This window comes from Amycolatopsis halotolerans (assembly GCF_042647905.1).
In the GTDB taxonomy this organism is placed as follows: Bacteria; Actinomycetota; Actinomycetes; order Mycobacteriales; family Pseudonocardiaceae; genus Amycolatopsis; species Amycolatopsis halotolerans.
The window spans coordinates 19,036-30,935 of sequence record NZ_JBHRWI010000031.1 but is presented as its reverse complement, the minus strand read 5'-3'; the positions used below and the strand labels follow the sequence as shown (position 1 = coordinate 30,935).

Here is an 11,900-nt window from a genome sequence, read left to right as displayed (position 1 = left end):
GGCTTTCCGGGGTCAGACGCGTTCCAGGAGGACGACGGGGATCTGGCGTCCGGAAGCGGCCTCGAACTCGGCGAATTTCGGGACCAGCGCGATCTGTTCCGCCCAGATCCTGGCGCGTTCTTCCCCCGCGGCGAGCCGTGCTTCGACCGGGATTTCTCCTGTGCCCGCTTCGATGACGGTCCGCGGATTCGCCATGAGATTGCGGTACCACGCGGGGTCGTGCGGACTGCCGCCGTGCGTCCCGAAGACGGCCCAGTTCTCGCCGACCGGCCGGTAGAACAGCGGGCTGATCCGCGTTTTCCCGGTTTTCGCGCCGACGTGGTGCACGAGGATCAGCGGCATCCCCTTTTCCGGAAACCCCGGCATATGCGGCGGTATCGGACGGCCTGCGGCGGATTCCTCCGGACTGCTCCACGCGACATATCCGGCGTTCTCCCGGAATTCGGCGCGGATCCGGACATTCCAGTCGTCGAGGGTCGGCACGGCATCTCCTTCACTTTGCGGAGCACTTGCTCCGCAAAGTAGCACACTAGGAGGAGCATGTGCTCCGGGTAAGCGAGTATGCTCGGCGCATGGCCGTGGCTGAACCGCACACCCCCACTCGTCGTCGGGCGCTTCGCGCGGACGCGATCCGCAACCGGGAGGCGATCGTCGAAGCCGCCGCCGAGGTGATGGCGGAGCAGGGAGCCGCGGTCGACGTCCGCGAGATCGCGCGACGCAGCGGGGTCGGCATGGGGACGCTGTACCGGCACTTCCCGAAGAAGGAAGACCTGGTCCGGACGGTTTTGGACCAGGACTTCTCCCGGTGGGCCGAGGCCGCGCGCCAGGCCGCGATCGAGGCGGAAGACCCGTGGGCGGCGCTGACCGACTTCTACCGGCAGGCGTTGTCCGGCTGCGCCCGGCACCGCGCGATCATGGAAAGCTTCGCGCTGACGTGGACGGATCCCGATCCGACGGGGATTCCGCAGCTTCGCGCGGTTCTGGAGGAGCTGCGGGCTCGGGCGGCGGAGCTGCTGCGTCCTGGGGTCACGACGGATGATTTGGTGCTGTTGCTGATTTCCTTGGGGTACGCGGCGCAGTTCACGGACGAGTGCCGTCCGCACATGTGGAACCGGCTGTTGCTGATTTCGCTGGACGGGTTGCGGGCGGAGCATCGGGAGCCGTTGCCGGAAAGCTAATCGCCACCGCCGGGAGTGATGGCGAGGCCGTGGCGCGGGTCCGGCACGGCTTCGAGCGCTGCCTTCACTGCGGGCTGGTCGCAGAACTCGTCACGGATGGCCTCGGTCCTGAAGGCGATCTCGAAGACGACGCCGCGTTCGTGCGTCCGCCACGACCATCGCACGGCGCGGTCGATGATCGCGGCTTTGAGGAGAGCGTCGAAGTAGGTGCGGCGCCAGGTGCTCGCCGGGGTTTCTCCGTCGAGCACTTCGATGAGCAGCCAGGGGTCTGACACTATTCGGCGTCGCTCAGCAGGAGAAGCGCGTAGTAGGCCAAGAAATGCTCCACCGCATACGGCCCCTCGGTCACCTGCGGCAGCGAGGCATCCGCATGCTCCCGCGAAGCCGCCTCGATCGCCGAAACCCGGCCGTCCCCATCCGGCAACGCGGCCACGATCCGCCGCCAACACCAGGCGCGGTGCAGGTTGAGCCCGTGCAGATGGGCGATCAACCCGTCGGAAGCATCGGTCACCACCGCCGGAGTGAACAACGCCGCCGGGTTCCGGTCGTCGATTCCCGGCAGGAAACCTTCCAGCCAGGCCCCAAAGTCGGCGGCGGGCATCAGGCGGCTCATCAGTTCAGCCTCGGCCAGCGCGGGGGTCAGGAAATCGGCTCCGGACGGTTCCCAGGCACCGGGGTAATCACGGTCCGAGCCGAACCAGCGCCAGGCCGTTTCGGTGATCACCTCCCGCAGGTGCGGTTCGCCCTGGGACGCCAGGTAGTCGGCGTACGGAAGCGCGCGAGAGAGCCCGAAAGCGCCGTTCTCGTGCAGGCCGTAGCGGATGGGGTAGGTGACCTTCGGCAGCCACTCGAGGAAGCGGGTCACGAAAAGCCCGCTCAACGGCTGGAGCGCAGCGGACCAACGCGCGGCATCAGGATCGTCCCAGGTGGCGGTTTCCCTGGTCAGAGCCAGCAGGATCGACCAGCCATACGGGCGCTGGGTCGTCCGATGGTGCTCCGGCGCGAAGCAGGCGGCTTCGGCGGCCAACGCGGGCTCGGTCAGGTGCGCATTCACCACGGCGCGGATCTCGTCGGCGGGGACGAAGGCAGGGTAGTGGCGCAGCAGATGTGCCAGCACCCAGAACATTTCCACGCACGAATGCCAGTCGAAGCTGCCGTAGAAGCACGGGTGCAGCTCGCGGATCGGCGGGACGGGAGTGTCGTCGATGCGCCAGTGGCTCTCGTAGTGCGGATACTCGCGCACGACATTGGCCAGCGCGATGCCCGCGAACTCCCTGGCGTGCGCGGCCAGCAGCCCGGCCACGTCAGCCGCGCAGGTGATGTTGTGCGGCTTCGCGGATCTGGAGGCGCACGTTCTCCAGCGAAGCCGCGACCTCGTCGATCTGCCGGATCGCGATCTGCACCGACCCCTGGATCGCCGTCGCGGAGCCGGTTTCGCCGAGCAGGCCGAGCACCTGGGCCTGCAGGCCTTCCAGCTCGTCCTTCGTGGCGAGGGCGATGCCGGTCGGCACCTGGTCGGCGAGCAGTTCGAGCTGCTGCGCCTGTTCCTGGATCGTCATCGGGCTTCTCCTCATCGTGGGGACCGCCCTCCCGTGGTAGCACGAATTCGCCCGCGTCCGGGGCTAGCCTGGTCACGTGAGTCAGAGCTGGGCCGCCCGTCCGCCGCATCCGGCGCTGCGGGGGCTGGTCACGCGCTACGTCGGGTACGCGCAGGAGAACGTCACCCTCGAAGTGCACCGCGGGCTGCCTTCGCGGCACATCACGCTCGTGATCAGTCTCGAAGAACCGATCCGCTACGCCGGACTGGACGGAGCCGGAGCGCTGCAAAGTGTCGTCGGCGGCCTGCACACCGAACCCGCGCTGATCACGCAGGACCGGGTGCAGCGAGGCGTGCAATTGGAACTGGACCCGCTGGGAGCGCGGACGCTGCTGGGCGTCACGGCCGCGGAACTGACCGGCCGGGTAACTGACCTGGCCGACTTCGGCGGCGACCTCGCCAGCCTGCCGGACCGGCTGGCGTCGGCGGGGGATTGGCGTACCCGGTTCGCGATTCTCGACGAGGTACTGGCCGCGCGGGCGGTCGAACCCGCCGAGCAGCCGCCGGAACTGAACCGCGCGTGGCACGAGCTGCGCCGCAGCGGCGGGCTGTTGCGGGTCGGAGATTTAGCGGAGGAGGTCGGCTGGAGCCGACGGCATCTGGGGGAGAGGTTCCGCGCCGAACTGGGGCTGGCCCCCAAGCAGGCGGCGCGCGTGCTGCGGTTCGAGCGCGCGGTCCGGTTGTTGCGGGCCGGGCATCGTGATCTGGCCGGGATCGCTTATGCCGCGGGGTATTACGACCAGGCGCACTTCTCGAACGAGTGGCGCGCACTGGCGGGGTGCTCGCCGCGGACGTGGATGGCGGAGGAGCTTCCGGCGCTGAGTTATCAGCCCGACGATGACGGCCTTTGAGTAAACAGCACGAGTCCGTGAAGTCCTCATATGCCTGGTTATTGAGCAGCAAATCCGTGGGTATTCCGCCGAACGGAGCGCTCGAAGGGCAAGTACCGGTCTCTCCGGCGACGGTCACCGATACCGGCACGATGCGGCTGCCTGTTACAGCGGTGTGGCTGCCGGAGGAGCTCCCGTTTCTCCAAGACGAGACGAAGCCCGCCGCAGCAAAATCGACGGCATGACACCACAACCGACAGTCTGGCCGGCCTTCCGCTACAACGACGCCCGAGGCGCGATCCGTTTCCTCACCGACGTCCTAGGCTTCGAGGAGGCCCTCGTAGTACCCGGCGAGAACGGCGTCGCGCACGCTGAACTCCGGTGGCCCGAAGGCGGTTCCGTCATGCTGGGCAGCTGCGGCGGACCCGCCGACGGTGTGCACGACGAGATGAAACCCGGTGCCAGCGCGGTGTACGTGGTGTCGGATCGGGTGGACGAGATTTACGCCCGCGTGCGCGAAGCCGGTGCCGAAATCAGCCTGGAGCTGCACGACACCGACTACGGCTCGCATACGTTCACCGTCCGCGATCCCGAGGGGAATGCCTGGACGGTCGGGAGTTACCGGGGCGCTTAGCCCTCGGGGTAGAAGACGAACAGCGTGCAGCCGGTCGCCGTCGCGGGGACGTGCCACGATCCGGCCGGGGCGTGGATGAAGGTGCCTGCCGGGTAGTCGCGGGCACCGTCGTTGAAGGTCCCGGACACGACGAAGACCTCTTCGGAACCGGGCTCGTGCACGTCGCGTTCGGGCCATGTGCTGCCGGGGTCGAACTCGACGACGTTGGCGTGCGCGCCGTTTTCGCCCTTCCACAGCGGGCGTAGGCGGATGCCGGGGAACAGCTCCTTCACCGGGGCTTCGTCGACCGGGACCGAGGTGTAGCCCGGCTGGGCAAGGATTTCGGGGTGCATGGTCCCAGCTTGGCTTTACCGGCGCACGCGGGACAGTGTCAGGAAAGACGTCATAGGGTACTTTCTTGCCATGCATCGCGTGGTGGCTCTCGTCCAGCCGGTGCAGTCGACGTTCGAACTCGGCTGCGGCGTCGAAGTGTTCGGCACGACCCGGGGCGGGGTGCCGCAGCACTACGAATTCGAGGTGTGCACCGAGAATCCCGGGCCGGTGCCGACCACGGCCGGATACGAGATTCACGTGTCCAGCGGGCTTTCGGCGCTTGCCAAGGCCGACACGGTGCTGATCCCGGGCTGGACACCGGTCGAAACGCCGCTCTCGCCGAAGGTGCGCCGGGCGTTGCTGCGTGCGCACGAACGAGGCGCGCGGCTGGTCACGATCTGCTCGGGTTCCTTCGCGCTGGCCCAGACCGGGCTGCTGGACGGAAGAACGGCGACGACGCACTGGGCGCGGCTCGACCAGCTGCGGCAGGATTTCCCGAACCTGCAAGTGGAACCGGACGTGCTGTACGTGGACCACGGCGACGTCGCCACCAGCGCGGGAGCGGGAGCGGGCATTGACCTGTGCCTGCACCTGGTCCGGCGCGACCACGGGGCGGCGCACGCGGCGCTCATCTCGCGGCACATGGTGATGCCGACGCATCGCGAGGGCGGCCAGGTGCAGTACGTGCCGCGGCAGGTGTCCGTGGAAGCGTCGTTGGACGGGCTGCTCGACTGGGCGGGGGAGCGGCTGGGGACGCCGTTGTCGGTCGAAGATTTGGCTGCCCGCTTGACGATTTCCCCGCGGACGCTGGCTCGCCGGTTCGCGGATCAGCTCAGCACAAGCCCGGGCGCGTGGCTGCTGTCGCGGCGGGTGGCGGAGGCGCGGCGGCTGCTGGAGGAGACGGATCTGCCGGTGGACGCGATCGCCGCACGGGTCGGCCTGGTGTCGGCGGTGAACTTGAGGCGCCGGTTCCGGGCGCAGGTCGGAACAACGCCGGGGGCGTACAGAAGGGCATTCCGGCTGGGGTGAACGGTGGTCGGCGCGTACCGGCAGGGAGGTCCGGTACGCGCCGACCACCGGGGTTACGCGGTGGTGGCTTGCACCGTCGCCGCGGGGCCGACGCCGGTTCCGGTGACGGCCGCGATCGTGAACGTGTACGCGGTCCCGGACTTCAGCCCGTCCACGACGCGGGTCAGGCCCTTCTGCGTGGGCTGGCTGACGATCGTGTCGCGGCCGACGACCTCGATGGTGCGGCCGTCGGACACGGTGATCCGGTAGCCGATCACCGGGGTCGACCCGGTTTCCTTCGGCGGCGTCCAGTGGATGCTCGCCGCGTCAGTGCTCGGCAGTGCCTTCGCCCCGGTCGGGACGGCCGCGAGCTGGGTGCCCGGCTGCCCGACCGTGACCGGTGCCGACGGCAGCGACGGCAGGCCAACCCCGAACCGGTTCCGTGCGGCAACCGTGACCGTGTACGTCTGACCATCCGTCAGCTTCGGGATCACCGTGTACCCGGTGCGCGCGAAGTCCTTGGCAGACACCGAACTCGTGACGCTGTGCTTGCCGTCCGAAGCCGTCAGCACGTAGTCCTGCACCGGCGCACCGTTCTCCGCGACCGTCGGGTTCCAGGTCGCGTACAGCTGACCGGACACCGAGAACGTGCCGATCCGCGACGGAGCCTGCGGAGCGGACGCGCCGTCGATCCGGCGGTTCAGCACCGAACGGTGGCCCGGTTCGATGCCTGCGTTGTCCACAATGGACCTAGGAGCGGCGGCCGGGTTGTTCAGCAGGTGATTGCCCGACGTGATAACGCCCTTCTTGTTGCCGTCCGGATCGCCCTGCTCCCAGTAGTTTCCGGAGATGACCGTCGGGTCGTTGTTGCCGAGCGAGTCGCGGTAGTCGACGTGCGTGGAGGCGACGTTGGCGTACGCCGCGTGGTAAAGCACGTTGCCGGAAACGGTTTCGTAGGTGCAGCCGTTGTCGGTGTAGACGGACTTGCCGAGACCCCACTGGTCGTAGATGACGTTCCCGGTCACCTTCTCGCCCTCGGCCTGCGACGGGCCGGTGATGCCCTGGGTGTAGATGCCGCCGCCGTCGTCGAGGGAAAGCATGTAGTCGTGGATCAGGTTGTTCGACACCACGTTGTTGCGTGAGACGTTCGGCGTCGCGGCCTGCTTGATCTTGTCCGGCCAGCCGCCCCAGCCCATCGAGATGCCGGAGTACGCGACGTGGTCGATCTGGTTGTGCGACACGACATTGTCCTGCGAATACCCGTTGACGATCGGCACCCCGCCGGTGAATTCGCGCGGCATGCCGTACAGGTGGTTGTTGGTCACCTTGACTCGCGTGGTCAGGTCCGCACCGGCCGCGGTGGGCTTGCTGACGCCGCCGATCTCGACGCCGTTGCCGGAGATGTCGGTGAACACGCTGTCGGACACGCTGCTGTCCTGCGCGCCCTCGCCGAGGTCGAGCCCGGCCGCGCCGAGGTGTGCGAACACGGTGTCCTGGAACTCGATCCGGTGCCCGTGCGACAGCGAGACGTTGCCGGGTTCCTTCGTCCAGTCCGCGTACGGGCAGGAACCGCCGGGCGTGAACTGGCACAGGCCCTGCGTGGCCCAGCCGCGTTCGCCGGTGATCCGGTAGCCGGCCTGGATTTCGGAGAACCCTTCCGGCGACGACGGTTCGAGCCAGGTCGCGTAGGAGAACTGGATGCCCCGGAACGAGATGTCGTGGATCGGCTTCTCCGCGGTGCCGCGGCCGTCCACGAGCTTCTCCAGCGCGGGCATCTCGACGTCGGCCCAGTGCAGGTTCTCGCCCTTGCGCGGCAGGTAGTACACGGTGTGCGCGGCGCGGTCGAGGTACCACTCGCCGGGGGTGTCCAGCAGCTCGAACGCATTCTCCACATAGGACGGTTGCCGTCCGTTGGTGAGATCGCCCGGGCCGACCATGTTGACCGAACGGCCGGGGATGTCGGCGAACATCACGCGGCGGGTCGAGTTGTCCCAGCACGGCTGCGCCATGGTGATCGTGGTGCCGGTCGCCGACGCGACCGGGCAGCGCGGCTCGGTCCACTGGCCGAGGCCGTTGCGCTCGACGTTCCACAGCTCCTCGCCGCTGGTGTAAACCAGCTCGAGGTCGCTCGGGTTTCGCCAGTGCGCCATGGTGTCCGCGGACGCGGTGTACCCGGTGTCGGTCGCCTTCACGGTCACCGGAAGCCGTCCGGAAGCTCGCTGCGCGCGGACGCCGTCGACGTACAACTGGCGAGTGTTGTCCAGCCCGGCGGGCGCGGGCGCGGAGTAGAGACCAGGCCGTCCGGCGACCGGACGCCAGCCGCTGACCTGCTTGCCGCCGCTGACCACGGTGCCCGGCGAACCCTGCCAGACGACCCGGTGGCCATTCGTGCCGGAATCGGCCGCGTCGAGTTCGAGCGGCTTGTCGAGCCGGTAAGTGCCGGAGGAGACGTGCACGGTCAGGTCGGAGTTCAGATGCGCGGCGCGTTGCCGGACCAGCTGCTGGGCGCGGGGGAGCGTGCGCACCGGCGACCAGACGGCGCCGGACCCGGAGTCGTTGCCCCACGGCGAGACGTACACGTCCTGGTTGCCCGGCCACGCGGCCGCCGCACCCGCGGGCAGCAGCGCGGTCGCGGTCAGCACTGCGGCGGCGAGCCCGAGGGCGCGCCTCCCGCTGGCGCGCGCTGGTCTGAGCTTCATCCGGGACCTCCGTGTTCGCCAGTGAACGACGCGAGTCTGCGCCGCAAGAAAGATAGGATCTATTCGCGATCGTGTCGAGAGGATTCGAGTGGATATTCCGAGCATTCACGGTGGTGAACAGGGTTGATCCGGTCGGCGGGTTCCGTCCCGGCTAGCGGTCAGTGATCCGATGAATCATTGCTGACCCCGGTTCGGCGCGCGTACAACGAAGCGATCCCCGGGAGAGGTGGTCGCGATGAAGCGAAGTCGGATCGGTGTGCTGGCCGCGACGGTGGCGGTGCTGGCCGGAGCGCTGGCGGGAACAGCGGCGGCGGAGAGTCAGCCGGTCGAATCCTGGACGCCGGTGGCGAGAACGCCGCCGATGGGCTGGAGCAGCTGGAGCGCGCTGCGCCGGAAGTTCACCGAGGAGACGATCAAGGCCCAGGCCGACGTCATGCACGACCGGCTCGCCGCCTACGGCTACCGGTATATCAACATCGACGCGGGCTGGAACGACCACGTCGACGAGTTCGGCCGGGTCGCGCCGGACTCGAAGAAGTTCCCGAACGGCATCGCCTCGCTGGCCCGGTACCTGCACCAGCGCGGCCTGAAATTCGGCATCTACCTGGTGCCCGGAGTCCCCGCGCAAGCGGTTGCGGCCGATTCGCCGATCGAGGGCACTCCCTACCGGGTGCACGACATCGTCATGCCCGGCGCGGGCAACACCGCGGACGACAAATCCGCGAAGCTCGACTTCGGCAAGCCTGGCGCGGCCGCATACGTCCGCTCGCAGGCGCGGCAGCTGGCGTCGTGGGGCGTCGACTACATCAAAATGGACTTCGTCGGACCCGGCGGCGGAAAGATTCCGGCCGACAACCGCGAGGACATCCGGCAGTGGCATTCGGCGATCCAGGCCACCGGCCGTCCGATCCACTTGGAACTGTCCAATTCGCTCAGCATCGCCGAGGCCGCGACCTGGCAGCGCTACAGCAACGGCTGGCGGATCGAAGGCGACATCGAGTGCTACTCGCACTGCGTCGGCCTCACGAACTGGGACGTGCGGGTCAAGCTCCGCTTCGCCGACGCTCCCCAGTGGACTGGCTTCGCGGGCCCCGGCCACTGGAACGACCTGGACTCCGTCGAGATCGGCAACGGCGAAGCGAACGGCATCACCCCGGACGAGCGGCAAAGCGTCATGACGCTCTGGGCGATCGAATCCTCGCCGCTGCTGCTCGGCACCGACCTGACCAAACTCGACCCGGACGACCTGAAACTGCTCACCAACCGCGAAGTCCTGGCCGTCGACCAGGCAGGCCGACCGGCTCGGCCGGTTTCGCAGGCAACACAGCAGCAGGTGTGGTTCAGCCCCGACGGCCGGGGCGGGGTGACGGTCGCGCTGTTCAATCTGGGCTCGACGGAAGCCCCGGTGACCGCGTCCTGGCAGGACTTGGGGCTGCGCGGCCCGGCAGCGGTACGGGATCTGTGGACGCATCGGAACCTGGGGGTGAGCCGGGACAGCTTCACCGCGACGCTCGCACCGCACGCTTCGCGGCTGCTGCACCTGGTTCCGCGTCACCACTGAGCCGGGCCGCGCGGCTCCCCTCACGTACTTCCGCATCGCCCACCTGGCCAACGCGCCTGTGCACCCGCCAGCGAGAAAACCGCATTGGGGCGCGTCTCGCCCGCCGCCGGGCGAGAAAGCTCCGGAGGTGCCCGGGTGGGGTGCCTCCGGGGCGCTTTGGCATGCGCGCGGCCGGTTCGGGCACTGTCGGTGGCGGAGCCCGCCGGGGCGCCGCCGTTCGGGTGTGAGAGCCGTTCATCTCAGCGTGTCGACCGGCTCGCGTTCCGTTCACCCGGTTCATCTGGCACTCTGGACCCCGTGTTGCGGCTTGCAGGTGCACGGCTGCTCGATGATCGGGACTATCCGGCGGTGCGCGCTGCACTCGCCGCCGACCCGGTGGGCAGCTGCATGGTCAGCGCCCGGGTCGAGGCGGCCGGTCTCGACCCGTGGCGTCTTGGTGGCGAGCTGTGGGCGTCCGACGCCCGTCCGGTGCGCGCCGGACGGCTCACCGGTTTGTGTTTCGCCGGACCGAACCTGATCCCGTTGCGCGGCAACGCTTCGGCGCTGCGGTCGTTCGCCGACCGGGCCCTGCGCCGCCAGCGCACCTGCTCCTCGCTCGTCGGGCCCGCGCCGCAGGTGCTCGGGCTCTGGGACGAGCTGTCGGCGGAATGGGGACCGGCCCGCGAGGTGCGCGGCGACCAGCCGCTGATGGCGCTCGAAGGCGACCCGCTGGTGCCCGCCGATCCGCAGGTCCGCACCGTCCGCCCGCACGAACTGGACCGCTACCTGCCCGCGGCGGTGGCGATGTTCATCGAGGAGGTCGGCGTCGACCCGCGCGCGGGCGACGGCGGGGCCAGCTACCGCGCCCGGGTGAGCGAGCTGATCTCCACCGGCCGCGCGTTCGCCCGGTTCGAGGACGGCGAGGTCGTGTTCAAGGCCGAGATCGGCGCGATGTCCGCGCGGGTCGGCCAGATCCAGGGCGTGTGGGTGCACCCGGACCGGCGCGGCGGCGGGCTCGGCACCGCGGGCACGGCGGCGGTGGTGAACCGCCTGGTCCACGGCCTCGGCCGGACCGCGAGCCTGTACGTGAACGGGTTCAACGCCCCCGCGCTGGCGGCGTACCGGCGGATCGGGTTCCAGCAGGTCGGGCAGTACGCGACCGTGCTGTTCTGAGCTGGCTGCGCCGCGATCGGGTGACGTCGTAGTCTGGGGACATGTCCGTTCGCGCCCCGTTGAAGCCCGGCGTCCAGACGCCGCGCCGTGCCGTCCCCGCCGACATCGCCCGCCCCGAGTACGTGGACCGGCCGGCGCCGAAACGGGACACCGGCAACGGGGTGCGCACGCCCGAGGTCATCGAGGCGATGCGGGTCGCGTCGAAGATCGCCGCGCAGGCGCTCGAAGAGGGCGGCAAGGCGGTCAAGCCGGGCGCGACCACCGACGACGTCGACAAGGTCGTCCACGAATTCCTGCTCGACCACCGCGCGTACCCGTCGACGCTCGGCTACCGCGGCTTCCCGAAGTCGTGCTGCACCTCGCTGAACGAGGTGATCTGCCACGGCATCCCGGATTCGACGGTGATCGAGGACGGCGACATCTGCAACATCGACGTGACGGCCTTCATCGGCGGCGTGCACGGCGACACCAACGCGACGTTCCTCGCCGGCGACGTCTCCGAGGAGGTGCGGCTCCTGGTCGAGCGCACCCGCGAGGCGACCGCACGCGCGATCAAGGCGGTCCGCCCCGGCCGCCAGCTCAACGTGATCGGCCGCGTGATCGAGGCGTACGCGAAGCGCTTCGACTACGGCGTGGTCCGCGACTTCACCGGCCACGGCGTCGGCCCGGCGTTCCACACCGCGCCGACGGTGCTGCACTACGAGGAGCCCTCGGTGCAGACGCTGATCGAAGAGGGCATGACCTTCACGATCGAGCCGATGATCACGCTCGGCACCATCGACTACGACGTGTGGGGCGACGACTGGACGGTCACCACGAAGGACAAGAAGTGGACCGCCCAGTTCGAGCACACCCTGGTCGTGACCGCTAACGGCGCGGAGATCCTGACGCTCCCGTAAGACGAGCTGTCCGTGAAGGGCTCCTTGAGG

At 69.0% G+C, this 11,900-nt stretch carries 13 protein-coding genes; 7 read left to right on the top strand and 6 right to left on the bottom strand.

All coding sequences use genetic code 11. The features are described from left to right. Nucleotides 1-12 precede the first annotated feature (12 nt). Nucleotides 13-483, bottom strand: a complete 471-nt coding sequence (locus ACFORO_RS27615; protein ID WP_377875998.1) for a nitroreductase/quinone reductase family protein — start codon at nt 481-483, stop codon at nt 13-15. A gap of 89 nt (nt 484-572) precedes the next feature. On the opposite strand from ACFORO_RS27615, the gene ACFORO_RS27610 reads away from it, so the two are divergent. Further along, nucleotides 573-1,178 (top strand): TetR/AcrR family transcriptional regulator, encoded by a 606-nt coding sequence (locus ACFORO_RS27610; protein WP_377876000.1) that lies wholly within the window; start codon nt 573-575, stop codon nt 1,176-1,178. Here the strand turns inward: ACFORO_RS27610 and ACFORO_RS27605 are convergent. Genes ACFORO_RS27605 through ACFORO_RS27595 form a run of 3 tightly spaced genes read right to left on the bottom strand, consistent with a single transcriptional unit; the run spans nt 1,175 to nt 2,737 of the window. Further along, nucleotides 1,175-1,453 carry a hypothetical protein gene (locus ACFORO_RS27605; protein ID WP_377876002.1) on the bottom strand — a complete coding sequence of 93 codons (279 nt, stop codon included), beginning with the start codon at nt 1,451-1,453 and terminating at the stop codon, nt 1,175-1,177. The two genes, ACFORO_RS27610 and ACFORO_RS27605, sit on opposite strands and share 4 nt — an antisense overlap. After that, nucleotides 1,453-2,481, bottom strand: coding sequence for a DUF2891 domain-containing protein (locus ACFORO_RS27600; protein WP_377876004.1), 1,029 nt, complete (start codon nt 2,479-2,481; stop codon nt 1,453-1,455). The genes ACFORO_RS27605 and ACFORO_RS27600 overlap by 1 nt, the downstream gene beginning before the upstream one ends. 1 nt (nt 2,482) lies before the next feature. Further along, on the bottom strand, nt 2,483-2,737 hold the full coding sequence (locus ACFORO_RS27595; RefSeq protein ID WP_354737427.1) for a hypothetical protein: 255 nt from the start codon (nt 2,735-2,737) through the stop codon (nt 2,483-2,485). A gap of 76 nt (nt 2,738-2,813) precedes the next feature. Here ACFORO_RS27595 and ACFORO_RS27590 point away from each other — a divergent pair, with 76 nt between their 5' ends. Both ACFORO_RS27590 and ACFORO_RS27585 read left to right on the top strand, forming a co-directional pair. Beyond that, nucleotides 2,814-3,626: a helix-turn-helix domain-containing protein gene (locus ACFORO_RS27590; RefSeq protein ID WP_377876006.1), complete on the top strand. Its 813-nt coding sequence runs from the start codon at nt 2,814-2,816 to the stop codon at nt 3,624-3,626. 220 nt (nt 3,627-3,846) lie between these two features. Beyond that, nucleotides 3,847-4,239 carry a VOC family protein gene (locus ACFORO_RS27585; protein ID WP_377876008.1) on the top strand — a complete coding sequence of 131 codons (393 nt, stop codon included), beginning with the start codon at nt 3,847-3,849 and terminating at the stop codon, nt 4,237-4,239. On the opposite strand, the gene ACFORO_RS27580 is transcribed toward ACFORO_RS27585, so the two are convergent. Beyond that, nucleotides 4,236-4,571 carry a cupin domain-containing protein gene (locus ACFORO_RS27580; protein ID WP_354737420.1) on the bottom strand — a complete coding sequence of 112 codons (336 nt, stop codon included), beginning with the start codon at nt 4,569-4,571 and terminating at the stop codon, nt 4,236-4,238. The genes ACFORO_RS27585 and ACFORO_RS27580 overlap by 4 nt on opposite strands. A 70-nt stretch (nt 4,572-4,641) precedes the next feature. Here ACFORO_RS27580 and ACFORO_RS27575 point away from each other — a divergent pair, with 70 nt between their 5' ends. Next, nucleotides 4,642-5,580 carry a GlxA family transcriptional regulator gene (locus tag ACFORO_RS27575; protein ID WP_377876011.1) on the top strand — a complete coding sequence of 313 codons (939 nt, stop codon included), beginning with the start codon at nt 4,642-4,644 and terminating at the stop codon, nt 5,578-5,580. Nucleotides 5,581-5,633: 53 nt separating this feature from the next. Here ACFORO_RS27575 and ACFORO_RS27570 read toward each other — a convergent pair whose 3' ends face one another. Beyond that, a complete protein-coding gene (locus ACFORO_RS27570) occupies nt 5,634-8,258 on the bottom strand; it encodes a fibronectin type III domain-containing protein (RefSeq protein ID WP_377876013.1) in 2,625 nt (874 codons plus the stop codon). 235 nt (nt 8,259-8,493) lie between these two features. Here ACFORO_RS27570 and ACFORO_RS27565 point away from each other — a divergent pair, with 235 nt between their 5' ends. The 3 genes from ACFORO_RS27565 to map all read left to right on the top strand — a co-directional run bounded on the left by ACFORO_RS27565 (nt 8,494) and on the right by map (nt 11,870). Continuing rightward, nucleotides 8,494-9,819: a glycoside hydrolase family 27 protein gene (locus ACFORO_RS27565; protein WP_377876015.1), complete on the top strand. Its 1,326-nt coding sequence runs from the start codon at nt 8,494-8,496 to the stop codon at nt 9,817-9,819. 297 nt (nt 9,820-10,116) lie between these two features. Then, the gene (locus ACFORO_RS27560; RefSeq protein ID WP_377876017.1) at nt 10,117-10,971 is read left to right on the top strand and encodes a GNAT family N-acetyltransferase; all 855 of its coding nucleotides are present in this window, start codon (nt 10,117-10,119) and stop codon (nt 10,969-10,971) included. 41 nt (nt 10,972-11,012) lie between these two features. Continuing rightward, nucleotides 11,013-11,870, top strand: a complete 858-nt coding sequence (map, locus tag ACFORO_RS27555) for a type I methionyl aminopeptidase (protein ID WP_354737410.1) — start codon at nt 11,013-11,015, stop codon at nt 11,868-11,870. Nucleotides 11,871-11,900: the final 30 nt, after the last annotated feature.